Consider the following 14985-nt stretch of genomic DNA (forward strand, 5'->3'; position numbering starts at 1 on the left):
GCCCCGGGCGGGCACGCCGCGTGCTCCCTCTGGACGCGGTCGCCGTCCGCGCGCGGCAAATCGAAAATCCCTTCATTTTCAAACCGCCCGTCATCATCTAAAGAACAGCCTTGGCCGAATGAACTTCGGACGATGCGGATCGAGGATCGACATGAACGGACAAAGCGACAGGACCACGCTTCGAATTGCGGTCGGCCAGCTCAACCCGACGGTGGGCGATGTTGCCGGCAACCTCGCCAAGGCGCGCGCGGCCCGGGCGGATGCCGCTGCGCAAGGGGCCGACCTCCTGCTTCTGACGGAGCTCTTCATTTCCGGCTATCCGCCGGAGGACCTGGTGCTGAAGCCGGCCTTCCTGAAGGCGTGCCACAAGGCGGTGGAGACGCTTGCCGAGGATACCGCCGATGGCGGGCCGGGCGTCGTCGTCGGCTTTCCCCGGCAGGGTGAGGCGGGGCGGCACAATTCCGTGGCCGTCCTCGACGGCGGGCGGATCCTCGTCTATCGCGACAAGCTCGATCTTCCGAACTATGGCGAGTTCGACGAGAAGCGCGTCTTCGTCGAGGGCGCCATGCCGGGGCCGGTCAATTTCCGCGGCGTCAGGCTCGGCATTCCCATCTGCGAGGAGATCTGGAACGACCTCGGCGTCTGCGAGACTCTGGCCGAGAGCGGGGCGGAGATCCTGCTGGTGCCGAACGGTTCGCCCTACTATCGCGGCAAGGTCGACGTGCGCCACCAGGTGGCGCTGAAGCAGGTGATCGAGACCGGCCTGCCGCTCGTCTTCGCCAACCAGCTCGGCGGTCAGGACGAACTGGTCTTCGACGGCGCGAGCTTCGGGCTCAATGCCGACAAGACGCTGGCCTTCCAGATGAGCCAGTTCGAGGAGACGATCGCGCTCGTCACCTGGAAGAAGAACGCGGACGGCGACTGGTTCTGCGACGGCGGACCGATGTCGAAGATCCCGGAGCGCGAGGAGGCGGACTACCGCGCCTGCATGCTGGGCTTTCGCGACTACGTCAACAAGAACGGCTTCAAGAACGTGGTTCTCGGCCTTTCCGGCGGCATCGATTCGGCGATCTGTGCGGCGATCGCCGTCGATGCGCTCGGCGAGGAGCGCGTGCGCTGCGTGATGCTGCCCTACCGCTATACCTCCGAGGAATCGCTGAAGGATGCCGCAGCCTGCGCCAAGGCGCTCGGCTGCCGCTACGACATCGTGCCGATCGAGGCGCCGGTGACGGGCTTCCTCGACGCGCTCTCGGACATGTTCGAGGGCACCGAAGCCGGCATCACCGAAGAGAACCTCCAGAGCCGCACGCGCGGCACGATCCTGATGGCGATCTCCAACAAGTTCGGCTCGATGGTGGTCACCACGGGCAACAAGTCGGAAATGTCGGTCGGCTACGCCACCCTCTACGGCGACATGAACGGCGGTTTCAATCCGATCAAGGACCTCTACAAGATGCAGGTCTATGCGCTGTCGCGCTGGCGGAACACGACGGTGCCGCCGGGCGCGCTCGGGCCTTCAGGCGAGGTGATCCCGCGCAACATCATCGACAAGGCGCCTTCGGCCGAATTGCGGCCGAACCAGACCGACCAGGATTCGCTGCCGCCCTATCCGGTGCTGGACGATATCCTGGAATGCCTGGTCGAGAACGAAATGGGGACGGAGGAGATCGTCGCGCGCGGCCATGACGAAGCGACCGTGCACCGCGTCGAGCACCTGCTCTACATCGCCGAATACAAGCGCCGGCAGTCGGCGCCGGGCGTGAAGATCACGAAGAAGAACTTCGGCCGCGACCGGCGCTACCCGATCACCAACCGTTTCCGCGACCGATAGGGGCAGGCGTGCGCAGTTCGGTCGAGATCTACGACGTTGCGAGCGGGCAGGCCCGCGTGGTCTGGCAGACCGAGCAGCTCGTGGAGGCGCCGAACTTTGCGCGCGACGGACGCTCTCTGGTCATCAACGGCGACGGCCTGGTCTATCGCCTGCCGCTCGACGGCGGTGCGCCTTCGCGCATCGACACGGGCTTTGCCGTGCGGTGCAACAACGACCACGGGCTCTCGCCGGACGGGAAGTGGCTCGCCGTCACCGACAAGACCGAGTTCGGTCGTGCGGCGATCTACATCCTGCCGGCGGACGGCGGCACGCCGCGGCTGGCGACGCCGCGGCAGTCCTCCTACTGGCACGGCTGGTCGCCGGACGGCAGCAGGGTCTGCTACTGCGGCATCCGCGACGACGTCTTCGACATCTACACGATCCCGGTCGAGGGCGGCGAGGAGACGCGGCTGACCTTCGGCGAGGGGCGCAACGACGGGCCGGACTGGTCCTGCGACGGCTGGATCTATTTCAATTCGAGCCGCAGCGGGCGCATGCAGATCTGGCGGATCCGGCCGGACGGGACGGAGCTTGCCCGGATCACCGACAGCCCCTTCGGCGACTGGTTCGCCCATCCGACGCCGGACGGCTGCGCCCTGCTGGTGCTGTCTTACGACGGCGATGTCTTCGACCACCCGCGCGACCACCAGGTCCGGATCCGGATGATGGATGCGGACGGGCGCAACGACCGGGTCCTGTTCGAGCTCTTTGGCGGGCAGGGGACGATGAACGTCCCCAACTGGTCGCCCGACGGATCGCAGTTCGCCTTCGTCCGCTACGCGCCGTAGGTTTCCGTCTTTGCGTGCCGCCGCCGCACGGTCTTTTCGGCCTGAAAAATCCCCAGATTTGCACGGGTTAATTGTTTGGATACCAGTCCGGTTAAGTGAATATTCCTGCTTGCGCAATAACGTCCCTGCCAAGAACAACGCGGCGAACGGCCGCTAGCCTGTCAATGGGGATCGACATGGCGAATGCAGGGGCCGGCGTTCCGGCCACGCCCCGGGGGGGTGTCAGACTGGGGATCGGCATCGCATCGGCGGTGATTGTCCTCCTGTTCGCCAGCGCCAATTTCCTGGTCCTCGACTATTCCATCCGCCAGGCGAACGATTTCGTCGCCGAAACCGAAAAGACCCTGGTCAAGAGCGAGTTCCGCAACCAGATCGAACAGGTGGTGCTCTACCAGAGCGGCTTGTCGGTCTGGGACAAGAGTTTCGACGAACTTGCCAACGGGCGGCTCGGCGAGGACTTCATCCGGCGCGACCTGAGGGACTGGCTGTGGCGCGAGTCCGGCTTTTCCTGGCTCGTCTTCGCGCGGCCATCGGGAGAGACGGTCCTTGCCATGCACAACGGGATCGTCGTGCCGGGCGAGGAGGCCGACGGCGTCCGCTACTGGATGAGCGATCTCGTGAAGCGGGCCACGGAGAACTACTACGCCGCCTTGCGGCGCACCCGCGACGGCTGGATCGTGGCGAAGTCGATGTCGAACGCCAGCGCCAGCCATGGCGGCGTGCCCCAGATCAGCGCCACGGGCATGCGCGTGATCGAGCAGGTGATGAGCATCGTCGTGGTGCAGGCGGTGGTGCCGCGGCGGCTGTTCATTCCCGACGATCGCCGGAGCCCGGTCCTGATGATCACCGTGAAGCCGATCACGGCCGCCATGCTGGCGGATTCGGAGCGGCGCCTGGGGCTCACCGGCCTCGGCTTCTCGCCGATTACGACCGACGACGACAACCTGCTGACGACCGGCGTGGGCGGCGACGCTTATAACCCGATGGTGGCCTCCTGGCACCCCAACCGCCCGGGATCGTTCGTCTGGACCATGGCGGTGCCGCACATCGCCGCGCTGATCGCGATCTTCGTCGTGGTGATGGGGTTCGGCGCGCTCAAGTTCTCCTCGCTCGTGCGCGCGCTCGAGCGCAGCGAGGCGAAGAACGCCCATCTGGCCCGCCACGACGCGCTGACCGGCGTGCTCAGCCGTTCCGGGTTCGACCTCGCGGTCAACGACCTTTCCGCAAAGGGGCAGAGGCCGTTCTCGATCATCGCCATCGACCTCGACCGGTTCAAGGCGGTCAACGACCGGCACGGCCACGCGGCCGGCGACGAGGTGCTGCGGGCCATGGCCGCCCGGTTCATGGCCCGGATCGGCGACCGCGGCGTCGTTGCTCGTCTCGGCGGCGACGAGTTCGCCGTCCTGCTGCCTGATATCGCCGACCGGGAGGACACCCTTCCGCTTGCGGAAAGCTTCGTGCGCGACGCGCAGGTCCCCGTGCCCTTCGAGGGACAGTTGCTCCAGCTCGGCGGCAGCGCGGGCATCGGCGCCTTTCCCGAGCACGGCCGGACGCCGCATGCGATCATGCTCGCCGCCGACGCGGCCCTCTATGCGGCGAAGAATGCCGGCCGCAATCGTGCACAATACGGCGTGGCCCGCGCCGCCGATGCGGCTTCGGACATCGAGGCCGCCTGAACGAGCGTTGCCACCAATATCCCCATGGCACTGTCCGGCAAACGCCGTCGGCCTGTCGCTCGCAGCCCTTGCGTCGCGGCCTGCGGCGTGTGCAAATGTCTCTGCCAGGTGCCCCGGGAGAGAGCCGGGGAGAATCGGGAATCCGGTGGGGCTGCGGACGACGTCCGGATCCTGAAGCCGGAACGTGCCCAACGCTGTGACGGGGACGGCAAGGCCGCGAGGGAGGGACCCTCGCCAGATCGCCACTGGTCGAAGGATCGGGAAGGTGGGCCCGGCCGGACGAACCGGAGTCAGAAGACCGGCCTGGCGCAACGGACCTGTCCGCGCGGACGGCGGAGGGGTCGCAAGCATTGTTGGGGAGTTGACGATGCGACCTTTCAAGCGGGACGAGCCTGTTCCCGTCCAGCCTTTCACGCCGGCCGAACGGGCGGCCGTCTACCGCGCCATCGAGACGCGTCGCGACGTGCGCGACCAGTTCCTCGCCGACCCCTTGCCGGACGATCTGCTGGAGCGCCTGCTGGGAGCTGCCCACAACGCGCCGTCGGTCGGCTTCATGCAGCCCTGGAGTTTCATCGTCATCCGCGACCCGCAGGTGCGCGCCGGCGCGCACCTCGCGTTCCAGCGTGCCAACGAAGAGGCCGCCGTACTCTTTTCCGGCGAGCGGCAGGAACGCTACCGCACGCTGAAGCTCGAGGGGATCCTCAAGGCGCCGGTCAGCCTCTGCGTCACCTGCGATCCCGACCGGGCCGGCAGCGTCGTTCTCGGGCGCACGCACAATCCGCGCATGGACGTCTATTCGACGGTCTGCGCGGTGCAGAACCTGTGGCTTGCGGCGCGGGCGGAAGGCGTCGGCGTCGGCTGGGTCAGCATCTTCCACGATGCCGATATCCGCGCGCTTCTCGGCATTCCCGAGCGGATCGAGATCGTCGCCTGGCTGTGCCTCGGCTTCGTCGACGCGCTCTACGAGGAGCCGGAACTGGCGGTGAAGGGCTGGCGGCAGCGGCTGCCGCTCGAGGATCTGGTGTTTGCCGACCGGTGGGGCCAGCGGCGCTGACACCTGCAGCGGATCGGCGGTTCAGTTCGTCCCGGCGGGATTGCGCAGGTCCAGCGCCGGCTGGTCGTCGGGCAGGAAGCTCGGCCCGACCATCCGCACCTTGTCCTTCACCGGATCGTAGGGCCGCTCGATGACAACCTTCTCGGAGGCCGTGACGCTCGTGACGGGATGCATGCGGATCGTCGTGACCGAGCCCACGTTCTTTCGGGTCGTGCCCGGCGCCGCGCCGGCGGTCGCGTCGGGCACGTTGCCGGCGCCGGCGCCGGCCATCCTGCGGTGGTAGCCCGCAAGGTCGCAGCCGCAGGCCTTGTCGGCGGACCGGTCGCGGCTCTGGTAGGCATAGGCATTCGGCAGGGCGGAATAGGGTCGGCCGGTCAGCGTCGAGATCATGTCGCCGCTGCCCGGCGACTGCAGCGGCTGGTAGAAGAGTTCCGTCTCCGTCTGCGGGCACATCATCGAACAGGTCCGCTGGTCGCGGCGGAAGTCGAGCGGGGTGGCGGCGGACGATATCGGGAAGAAGCCGCCGTCGCAGGTGCGCACGCACACCGTCCGCAAGGGACCCTCCTGCGGCGCTGCGCCCCAGTTGTCGAACGTCGTCGGCATCGCCGCATACGGATCGTCGGCCTCCGGAAGATCGCCGCCCTCCAGGGCCAAACCGGCCTCCGTGGATGCCCCGAGCGCGACGGCCTGCCCGCAGCCGTTCTCCGACAGTTCAGCCAGAATGCGGCCGCGTTCGGCCGGATCGCCGCCGACAAACGACATCTCGTTGCGCTTCTTCATCAGGACCTGGAGGTTGCGGTCCATCTGGTTGATCGTGGAGATGATCGAGGCACAGGCGCCGGCGTTCTGGCCGCCGAAGACGGTGACGCTGCCGTTGCTGCAGCCGAGCCGGCGAAGGTCGCCTCTCGCCCGGCGAAGCTCCATGTTCTGCCGGGCGATTGCGCTCGAATAGCTGCGTACCTGCTCTGCGCTGTCGATCACGCGCGGCAGGCTTGCAAGCTGTGACCGGAGATCGCTGCAGAATTCGGCCATCGGGGACTGTTCCGCCGTCTGGGCTCGGGCCTGCGCGTGCGGCAAGGCGATCGCCAAGGCAATCGGCAGGACCGTCGCAACAGCCCGAAACGCCACTCTCCCCCATCCCCACGGCACGTCGTCAACTCCTGTCGCGTTTCCTCTCGCGGCTCGGGTAACGCCGAATCGGCCCCTCGGTTCCGGTTTCGGACGGCAATCGGACGTTCCGCCGCAGCTCGGCGCTCCTGCCGGGCAAACCCGCTATCGATCATAGCTTCGGGGGGCGAATGAGCAATGTGCTCGTCGAAAAGTGATTAACGTCAATTATAGTTGAATTTGTCTTTCATGTTTTATGCGCCGGAATTGCTATCGCCGTGCCCATGGTGTAGCAAATTGCTGGCTGCGGCGGCCCTGGGGCGGGTCATTTCGCCCGCCTTCCGGCGCCGCCATTCCGTCGAAAGCACCATAGGTTCCCGCATGCGCCTTTCCTCCGTTCTGCTCAGTCCGTTCTATGCGCTTCAGCTCGCCTCGGGGGCCAAGTCCTTCGCGGACAATCCGATCATCGGCAGCAAGACCCTGAACAGGATGGGCCTCCATGCAAAGCGGGTGTCGATCGCCATGGACATGGCCGACTGGCGGCGCAAGTCGCTGGCGCGGCTGGTGACGGCCGAGCAGCGGCGCGAATACGACGAGAACGGCTTCGTGAAGATCGAGAACTTCCTGCCGCCGGAGGTGTTCGCGCAGGTGACGTCGGAGCTGGAAAACAGCGACTTCGACCGTTACGACATGCTGCAGGGAACGACGGTCACGCGGCGCGCGCTGATCGACGACAGCGACGTGGAACGCCTGCCGGGCTTCAAAGCGGCGCGCAACGACCCGCGCATGACCAATCTTCTGCGCTACGTCTCCTCCAGCGACGGCCAGCCGCTGCTGGTGGTGCAGGTGGTGATGGCGCTCGCCTCGACGCCGTCGAAGGAAGCGTCCGCCGATCCGCAGACCGCGCTCCACAGCGACACTTTCCAGCCGACCGCGAAGGCGTGGCTGTTTTTGAAGGACGTCGGCGAGGAGGACGGGCCGTTCTCCTACGTGCCCGGCTCGCACAAGATCACGCCGCAGCGGCTTCTCTGGGAGCAGCGCATCAGCGAAAGCGCCGATACGATCGAGAACAAGTATTCCGCCCGCGGCTCGCTGCGCGTCATGCCGCACGAACTGACCGCGCTCGGCTACGGCCAGCCGGTGAAGATGGTGGTGAAGGCCAATACGCTGATCGTCGCCGACACCCATGGCTTCCACGCTCGCTGCCCGAGCTACAAGCAGACGACGCGCATCGAGATCTACGGTTCGCTGCGCCGCAACCCGTTCCTGCCGTTTACCGGCCTGCACGTCGCTTCGCTGCCCGTCATCAAGTCGCAGATGAACCGCCTGATCATCGGCGCCATGGGCCTGCGCGGCAAGCTCGGCCTCAAGGGCTCGCCCTGGGTCAAGGCCGGCCTCGGCAAGGCCGGCGAGTGGTCGAAGCGGCTGAAGCAGCCGGGGGCGTGAGGGCAGAAGCAGAGCATCGAGGCCGGGAGCGACCCCGGCCTCCGGTTCAGCGCCCGAAGCGTTCGATCACTTCCGGCAGGGGAACATGGCCGCGGCACGCGCCTGTTCCCGCGAGCACCTCGCCGCTTTCGATCGCGATTGCATAGCGCACGGCGGGGTCGGCATCGAGCCTGCGGCGGAGGGCGGCGAGCTTCGGCCAGCGATCAGACGAAGCGACCTCGTGAAAATCGAGCCAGCGTGCGACCCCGACCAGCACGCCGTCCGCAAGGGTCGGATGGTTTCCCACCAGATAGGGGGTCTCCCCGATCATCGCTTCCAGCTTGTCATGCCGCTCGATCACCATCTCGCGGCCGAAGCGGCGCAGGACAGCCTGCATCGGCGGGTCCGGCTGCGCCATTTCAAGGGCCGCCCAGAGAGGTGTGAAGGCGCCGGTGAAGCCGGTGTTGAGGAAGGCCATCAGTTGCAGCATGCGATCGGCTTCCGCGGAGCGCGGTTCGAAGCTGATGCGGCGATCGCTGTCGCGGGCGGCGAACCAGTGCGCGATCGCCATCGTCTCGGTCAGCACTCTGCCGTCTTCGGTCACCAGCGCTGGGGTTTCGTGGCGTGCGTTGATGCGGGCATAGGCGGGCTCGCGCATCTCGCCCAGCATGTCGACGCGGCAGAGGCGGTAGGGCTTGCCGAGCCATTCAAGCGCTGCGACGAGGCCCATCGAGCTTCCCGCGGGGAAGCCGTAAACGAGGATCGGTTCCAATGTCGTTCTCCATGATTTCTGTCGATCATGCTGCGCAGCGACACTGGACCTAGCTCCTGCCGTACCCCATGTAAATTACGCACTTTTTTGTCACCACGCCGGAGAACGCCATGAAGGATCTCGTCTCGCGCTGCCCGATCGAGGAGGTCATGCAGGTTCTGAGCGGCCGCTGGCCGACGCTTTTGATCTACTACCTGAAGGATGGCACGAAGCGCTTTGCGGACCTGCGTCGCGACAATCCGACGGTCTCGCACCGTATGCTGACGCTGGAACTGCGCAAACTGGAAACCGCGGGGATCGTGCAGCGCACGGCGTTCGAGGGCTATCCGCTGCGCGTCGAGTACGACCTGACGCCCGCGGGACTGGCGCTGGTGCCGTTGATCGACGCCATCTCCGACTGGTGGGAGCAGAACGAGCCGGCCCGTGCCAAGGCTTCGGGCGTGGCCGAGGTGCCTGCGCCGCAGGTTGCTTCTTGAGCATGGACGTCCGTGGTGGTCAAAAAGACAAAAGGCGCGCCTGCTTGTGACGCGCCTTTTCATGAATGCCAGATGCGGTGATCAGGCCGGGTAGGACGCCTCGACCACCGCCAAGGCCGCCATGTTGACGACGCCGCGCGACGTTACCGAGGGCGACAGGATGTGCGCGGGCATGGCGGCGCCGAGCAGGATCGGGCCGACGTGCAGGCCATCCGTCATCGTCTTCAGGATGCCGAGCGAGATGTTGGCGGCGTCGAGATTGGGGAACACCAGCAGGTTGGCCTCGCCGGTGAGCGTGCTGCCCGGCATGACGCGCTGGCGCAGCACCTCGGAGATCGCCGAATCGCCGTGCATCTCGCCATCCGCTTCCAGGTCCGGCGCCTGTTCGCGGACGATCGCCATCGCCTGGCGCATCTTGAAGGCGCTGACGGAATCGCGCGAGCCGAAGTTGGAATGGGAGACCAGTGCTGCGCGCGGGGTGATGCCGAAGCGGCGGATTTCCTTGGCGGCCATCACCGTCATCTGCGCCACTTCCTCGGCTGTGGGGTCGAAGCTGACATAGGTGTCGGTGAAAAAGGTGGCGCCGCGCTGGGAGATCAGCAGGCTGAGTGCGGAGAAATCGGTCACGCCCTCGCGCAGGCCGATGATCTGGCGAACGTCGCGCAGGTGTCTGGCATAGCGTCCCTCGACGCCGCAGATCAGCGCATCGGCCTCGCCGCGACGCACGGCGAGCGCGCCGATCACGGTCTGGTTGGTGCGCACGATGGTGCGCGCGGCTTCCGGGATCACGCCCTGGCGGCCGACCAGCTTGAAGTAGTCGTCGACGTAGTCGCGGTAGCGCGGGTCGTCCTCGGGGTTGATCACCTCGAATTCGCTGCCCGGGCGGATGCGCAGGCCGTAGCGCTTCAGGCGGGTCTCGATGATCTGCGGGCGGCCGATCAGGATCGGCCTGGCGGTGCCTTCCTCGAGCAGGACCTGGGCTGCCCGCAGCACGCGCTCGTCCTCGCCCTCGGCGAAGATCACGCGCTTCTTCTCGGCGTTCCTGGCGGCGACGAAGATCGGCTTCATGATGAAGCCGGAGCGCCAGACGAAGCGGTTGAGCTGGTCGAGATAGGCGTCGAAATCGGCGATCGGGCGGGTGGCGACGCCGCTTTCGGCGGCCGCGCGGGCGACGGCAGGCGCGATCCTGAGGATCAGCCGCTGGTCGAAGGGCGAGGGGATCAGGTAGTTCGGGCCGAACACCGGCGTCTCGCCGGAATAGGCGCGCGCGGCGACGTCTGAGACTTCCTCGCGGGCCAGCGCTGCGATCGCACGCACCGCCGCCATCTTCATCTCCTCGTTGATCGTCCGGGCGCCGCAATCGAGCGCGCCGCGGAAGATGTAGGGGAAGCAGAGGACGTTGTTGACCTGGTTGGGGAAGTCGGAGCGGCCGGTGCAAATCATTGCATCGGGACGGGCCGCACGCGCCTCTTCCGGCATGATTTCCGGGTTCGGATTGGCAAGCGCCATGATCAGCGGCTTCTCGGCCATGCGGGCCAGCAGTTCCGGCTTGAGCACGCCGGCGGCGGACAGGCCGAGGAAGACGTCGGCGTCGTCGATCGTGTCGGCGAGGGCGCGCTTGTCGGTGTCCTGCGCGTAGACCGCCTTCCATTGGTCCATCAACGCCTCGCGGCCCTTGTAGACGAGGCCTTCGATGTCGTGGACCCAGATGTTTTCGGGCCTGGCGCCGAGGGTAACGAGCAGGTTGAGGCAGGCGAGGGCTGCAGCACCGGCACCCGAGGCGACGATCTTCGCCTTGGCGATGTCCTTGCCGGCGAGCTCCAGGCCGTTCAGGATCGCGGCGGCGACGATGATCGCAGTCCCGTGCTGGTCGTCGTGGAAGACGGGAATGTCCATCTTCTCGCGCAACTGGCGCTCGACCTCGAAACACTCCGGCGCCTTGATGTCTTCGAGGTTGATGCCACCGAAGGTCGGCTCCAGCGCCGAGATGACGTTGACCATCTCGCCGACGCCAGCCGCGTCGATCTCGATGTCGAAGACGTCGATGCCGGCGAACTTCTTGAACAGCACCGCCTTGCCTTCCATGACCGGCTTGGAGGCGAGCGGGCCGATATTGCCGAGGCCGAGGACGGCAGTGCCGTTGGAGATGACCGCGACGAGGTTGGCGCGGGCGGTGTAGTCGGCGGCCGTCTCGGGATTGTCGCGGATGGCGAGGCAGGGGGCGGCAACACCCGGCGAATAGGCAAGCGCCAGGTCGCGCTGGTTGCCGAGCGGCTTGGTCGGCTGGATCTCCAGCTTGCCGGGGCGGGGATGACGATGGAAGAACAGGGCCTGCTGGTCGATGTCGCCGCTCGCAGGCGTGGGTTTCGCTTTCGGTTTGTCGCCAGTCGTCATTTTCTTCCTGCCCGATTCCAGTCGATATGGCCTTCTGGCACGGATGCGACGCGCCGTGAAGTTTGCCGTAGTCATAAAGCCTCAATTGCCGGTGCATGCAACCGCCAAATGCCGGGGTTGCCCGGACGGGGCACGCGGGGGCGATCCGATTGTAAACAGGTCCTGTCATGCCCCTGAAACACGAGTCTGGTTTTGAGCTAGCGCGAAAGGCACCCATACCAAAGCTTGATCGCCGGAGTAGACGACCATGAACGCCCACGCCCCAGAAGCGAACGTCCGGCGCGTCCGGACCCTGTTCCTGTCGGACGTGCATCTCGGCTCGAAGGCCGCGAAAGCCGACTTCCTGCTCGACTTCCTGCGCCATCACGAGGCGGCGACGATCATCCTCGTCGGCGACATCGTTGATGGCTGGCGGCTAAAACGCAGCTGGTACTGGCCGCAGAGCTGCAACGACGTCGTCCAGAAGCTCCTGCGCAAGGCCCGCAAGGGCACGCGCATCATCTACGTGCCTGGCAATCACGACGAATTCCTGCGCGACTTCCCCGGCGTGCATTTCGGCGGCATCGAGGTCGCCCAGCAGATCGTCCACGAGGCGGCGGACGGAAAGCGGTATCTCGTCCTGCATGGCGACGAGTTCGACGTGGTGGTGCGCAATGCCCGCCTGCTCGCCTATCTCGGCGACTGGGCCTATGACGCGGCGATCGTCGTCAACATCGCGCTGGCAGCCGTGCGGCGGCGGCTGGGCCTGCCCTACTGGTCGTTCTCGGCCTGGGCGAAACTGCAGGTCAAGCACGCGGTCAACTTCATCGGCGCCTTCCAGAAGGTGGTTGCCGAGGAGGCCCGCAAGCATGGTGCGGACGGCGTCGTCTGCGGCCACATCCACCATGCCGTCATCGAGGACATCGACGGCATCCGCTACATCAACACTGGCGATTGGGTCGAAAGCTGCACGGCGGTGGTGGAGCACTGGGACGGGACGATGGAACTGATCACCTGGCAATCGCCCGCGGTGCCCGCGCCGATCACGGTCCTTCCGCGCGGCCAGGGTGTGCCGGAGGCGGCCTGAAAGCCGCGCTCACGGCACGGAAACAGGGGCCATGAAAACGTGATCCGGCGACGTCGTACCCCTGTCAATTGACGGATTGGCGTACGTGCCTCGCCGTGCTAGGCGTGCTGTGTCCCTCTGTTCAGGTTTTCCGGATATGAATGCGCCTTGCGGCATGGTCGGGAGCGGCACTGCGCCGCGCCATTTCGTCCTGCGGACCGCCATCGTCTTCTGCGCGCCGATGCTGGTCAACGGCATCGCATTGCCCTTCTTCCCCGTCTGGCTGAACTCGCTGTCGATGAGCGACTGGGAGATCGGGGTGGTGCTGGCCGTGCCGCTGGTGGTGCGGGTGATCGCAGCGCCGATCGCCGGCATGATCGCCGACAGGATCGGCGACCGGGCGATCGTCCTGGTCTGGTCGGGACTGATGTCGCTCGCAACCGCGATTGCGCTCCTGTTCGTCGAGCACTTCTGGCCGGTGCTGATCCTCTATACGCTGCAGGGCATCGTCTACGCGCCCTACCTGCCGATCACCGATGCGATCGCGCTCAGCGGCGTCCGCCGCTGGAATTTCGACTACAGCCGGATGCGCTTCTGGGGTTCGCTCGCCTTCATCTTTGCTACGATGGCCGGCGGCTGGCTTTCCGGAATCTTCGGCGGCGCCATGGTGCTGCCGGCGATGACCGTGGGGTTCGTGTCGACGGTCGTCTGCGCCTTCATCGCGCCAAGGATCGGCAAGCCCCGGCGGCCGTCTCCCATCTCCGCGCTGGCTGTGGCGCCGGCAGCACCCGTCAGGCAGGTCGACGTGCAACTGATGATGATCGGCGCGGCGCTGGTCAACGCCAGCCACGGCATGTTCTACGCCTTCGCCGCGATCCTCTGGGGCGCGGAAGGCTATTCGGGCACCGAGATCGGCCTGCTTTTCAGCGTCGGGGTGGCCGCCGAGATCGCCTTCTTCATCTTCTCCGCCCGCCTGCTGCGGCGCTTCAGCCTGTGGGCGCTGATCGTCTTCGGCAGTTCGGTCGCGGTCTTCCGCTGGATCGTCTTTCCGCATGCTTCCGGGTTTTCGGGATATGTCGCGCTGCAATGCCTGCATGCGCTGACCTATGCGAGCGTCCATGTCGGGGTGCAGGGGCGGATCGTCGAGCGCGTCGCCGAGGAGCGGGAGGCCTCCACGCAGGGGCTCTATTTCTTCTACAACGGCATCCTGATGGCGCTGACCACGTTTCTATCCGGCACCCTGTTCTCCTGGTACGGGATCGACGGCTTCCATGCGATGTCGGTGGTGGCGGCGCTCGGACTGTCGCTGACGGTGCTGGCGCGGGCGCTTCAGCCCCAGAGGCTGGCGTTCGGCGGGAACACCAGCGAGCCTTCGTAGCGCAGCGCCGGTTCCCGGTCGCGCGCAAGCAGCAGCGGCCCGTCGAGATCGACGAACTCCGCACCCTGCGCGAGGAGGACGGCCGGCGCCATGGCCAGCGACGAGCCGACCATGCAGCCGACCATGACCTTCAGGCCGAGGCGGCGGGCCTCGTCGCGCAGGGCCAGCGCCTCCGTCAGGCCGCCGGCCTTGTCGAGCTTGATGTTGATGGCGTCGTAGCGATCGGCAAGGGCTGCGAGATCGGCGCTGAGATGCGCGCTCTCGTCGGCGCAGACGAGGACCTTGCGCTCGACGTGGCGCAGCGCCTCGTCATTGCCGGCGGGAAGCGGCTGCTCGACGAGGGCGATGTCGCATTCGGCGCAGATTGCCAGGTGGCGGGCGAGCGTTTCCGCAGTCCAGCCCTCGTTGGCGTCGAGGATAATCCGCGACGCCGGCGCCGCGGCGCGGACGGCGCGGATGCGCGAGGCGTCGTCCGCCGTGCCGACCTTGACCTTCAAAAGCGCGCGATGGGCGTGCTGCGCCGTCTGCGCCGCCATCGCCTCCGGCTCGCCCAGCGAGATCGTATAGGCCGTGACCTGCGGTTGCGGCTCGGCGTCATTGATCCGCGTCCAGGCCGGTTCGCCGGCGCGCTTCGCCTCTAGGTCCCACAGCGCGCAGTCGACGGCGTTGCGGGCGGCGCCGGCGCGCATGGTGCGGCCGAGTTCCTCGCGCGGCAGGCCGGCCTCGATCGCCGGGCGGGCCGCCTCGATCTCGGCGAGCACGCTTTCGACCGATTCGCCATAGCGCGGGTAGGGCACGCACTCGCCCTGGCCGGTGTAGCCGTCCTCCACGAGCCTGCAGGTGACGACGACGGCTTCGGTCTTGGAGCCGCGCGAAATCGTGAAGCTGCCGGCAATCGGGAAACGCTCGGTGGAAGAGGCGAGTTGTCGGCGCATATCTTTCGGTTTCCTCGCAAATTCGCGATCGGCGTGGTTGTGTTCCGGCTTCCGGCGGTGACAGA

Annotated in this window: 12 protein-coding genes and 1 riboswitch; of the genes, 8 read left to right on the forward strand and 4 right to left on the reverse strand. The window is 66.6% G+C overall.

The window, feature by feature from the left end:
* The first annotated feature begins 151 nt into the window (after positions 1–151).
* From LQK81_RS08115 to bluB, 4 genes are all read left to right on the forward strand, one after another.
* Positions 152–1831 (forward strand): NAD+ synthase, encoded by a 1680-nt coding sequence (locus LQK81_RS08115; RefSeq protein WP_230805190.1) that lies wholly within the window; start codon positions 152–154, stop codon positions 1829–1831.
* Positions 1832–1839: 8 nt separating this feature from the next.
* Complete coding sequence (locus tag LQK81_RS08120; RefSeq protein WP_230805192.1) at positions 1840–2658, forward strand: TolB family protein; 819 nt, start codon at positions 1840–1842, stop codon at positions 2656–2658.
* A gap of 176 nt (positions 2659–2834) precedes the next feature.
* Positions 2835–4334, forward strand: a complete 1500-nt coding sequence (locus tag LQK81_RS08125) for a diguanylate cyclase domain-containing protein (RefSeq protein WP_230805204.1) — start codon at positions 2835–2837, stop codon at positions 4332–4334.
* 89 nt (positions 4335–4423) lie between these two features.
* A riboswitch (cobalamin riboswitch) is annotated at positions 4424–4655 on the forward strand.
* Between the two features lie 46 nt (positions 4656–4701).
* The gene (gene bluB, locus LQK81_RS08130; protein ID WP_230805208.1) at positions 4702–5388 is read left to right on the forward strand and encodes a 5,6-dimethylbenzimidazole synthase; all 687 of its coding nucleotides are present in this window, start codon (positions 4702–4704) and stop codon (positions 5386–5388) included.
* A 21-nt stretch (positions 5389–5409) separates the two neighbouring features.
* On the opposite strand, the gene LQK81_RS08135 is transcribed toward bluB, so the two are convergent.
* Positions 5410–6420 (reverse strand): DUF2865 domain-containing protein, encoded by a 1011-nt coding sequence (locus LQK81_RS08135; protein WP_230805209.1) that lies wholly within the window; start codon positions 6418–6420, stop codon positions 5410–5412.
* Positions 6421–6876: 456 nt separating this feature from the next.
* Here LQK81_RS08135 and LQK81_RS08140 point away from each other — a divergent pair, with 456 nt between their 5' ends.
* Positions 6877–7941, forward strand: a complete 1065-nt coding sequence (locus LQK81_RS08140; RefSeq protein ID WP_230805211.1) for a phytanoyl-CoA dioxygenase family protein — start codon at positions 6877–6879, stop codon at positions 7939–7941.
* 46 nt (positions 7942–7987) lie between these two features.
* Here LQK81_RS08140 and LQK81_RS08145 read toward each other — a convergent pair whose 3' ends face one another.
* Positions 7988–8692 (reverse strand): glutathione S-transferase family protein, encoded by a 705-nt coding sequence (locus LQK81_RS08145; RefSeq protein ID WP_230805213.1) that lies wholly within the window; start codon positions 8690–8692, stop codon positions 7988–7990.
* Positions 8693–8802: 110 nt separating this feature from the next.
* On the opposite strand from LQK81_RS08145, the gene LQK81_RS08150 reads away from it, so the two are divergent.
* Positions 8803–9168 (forward strand): winged helix-turn-helix transcriptional regulator, encoded by a 366-nt coding sequence (locus tag LQK81_RS08150; RefSeq protein WP_230805215.1) that lies wholly within the window; start codon positions 8803–8805, stop codon positions 9166–9168.
* A gap of 81 nt (positions 9169–9249) precedes the next feature.
* On the opposite strand, the gene LQK81_RS08155 is transcribed toward LQK81_RS08150, so the two are convergent.
* Positions 9250–11562, reverse strand: coding sequence for an NADP-dependent malic enzyme (locus tag LQK81_RS08155; protein WP_230805217.1), 2313 nt, complete (start codon positions 11560–11562; stop codon positions 9250–9252).
* A 247-nt stretch (positions 11563–11809) separates the two neighbouring features.
* Between LQK81_RS08155 and LQK81_RS08160 the strand changes: the two genes are divergently transcribed.
* Positions 11810–12628: a UDP-2,3-diacylglucosamine diphosphatase gene (locus LQK81_RS08160; protein ID WP_230805218.1), complete on the forward strand. Its 819-nt coding sequence runs from the start codon at positions 11810–11812 to the stop codon at positions 12626–12628.
* 136 nt (positions 12629–12764) lie between these two features.
* Complete coding sequence (locus LQK81_RS08165; protein WP_230805220.1) at positions 12765–13985, forward strand: MFS transporter; 1221 nt, start codon at positions 12765–12767, stop codon at positions 13983–13985.
* Here LQK81_RS08165 and dgcA read toward each other — a convergent pair.
* On the reverse strand, positions 13937–14920 hold the full coding sequence (gene dgcA / locus LQK81_RS08170; RefSeq protein ID WP_230805222.1) for an N-acetyl-D-Glu racemase DgcA: 984 nt from the start codon (positions 14918–14920) through the stop codon (positions 13937–13939). The two genes, LQK81_RS08165 and dgcA, sit on opposite strands and share 49 nt — an antisense overlap.
* Positions 14921–14985 lie beyond the last annotated feature (65 nt).

This window comes from Rhizobium sp. GN54 (assembly GCF_021026345.1).
Taxonomy (GTDB): Bacteria; Pseudomonadota; Alphaproteobacteria; order Rhizobiales; family Rhizobiaceae; genus Mycoplana.

Bases quoted from the DNA above. Each gene is read 5' to 3' on its own strand.
- LQK81_RS08115 (WP_230805190.1), top strand. From the start codon at position 152: ATGAACGGACAAAGCGACAGGACCACGCTTCGAATTGCGGTCGGCCAG.
- LQK81_RS08125 (WP_230805204.1), top strand. From the start codon at position 2,835: ATGGCGAATGCAGGGGCCGGCGTTCCGGCCACGCCCCGGGGGGGTGTC.
- bluB (WP_230805208.1), top strand. From the start codon at position 4,702: ATGCGACCTTTCAAGCGGGACGAGCCTGTTCCCGTCCAGCCTTTCACG.
- LQK81_RS08135 (WP_230805209.1), bottom strand. From the start codon at position 6,420: ATGGCCGAATTCTGCAGCGATCTCCGGTCACAGCTTGCAAGCCTGCCG.
- LQK81_RS08140 (WP_230805211.1), top strand. From the start codon at position 6,877: ATGCGCCTTTCCTCCGTTCTGCTCAGTCCGTTCTATGCGCTTCAGCTC.
- LQK81_RS08150 (WP_230805215.1), top strand. From the start codon at position 8,803: ATGAAGGATCTCGTCTCGCGCTGCCCGATCGAGGAGGTCATGCAGGTT.
- LQK81_RS08155 (WP_230805217.1), bottom strand. From the start codon at position 11,562: ATGACGACTGGCGACAAACCGAAAGCGAAACCCACGCCTGCGAGCGGC.
- LQK81_RS08160 (WP_230805218.1), top strand. From the start codon at position 11,810: ATGAACGCCCACGCCCCAGAAGCGAACGTCCGGCGCGTCCGGACCCTG.
- LQK81_RS08165 (WP_230805220.1), top strand. From the start codon at position 12,765: ATGAATGCGCCTTGCGGCATGGTCGGGAGCGGCACTGCGCCGCGCCAT.
- dgcA (WP_230805222.1), bottom strand. From the start codon at position 14,920: ATGCGCCGACAACTCGCCTCTTCCACCGAGCGTTTCCCGATTGCCGGC.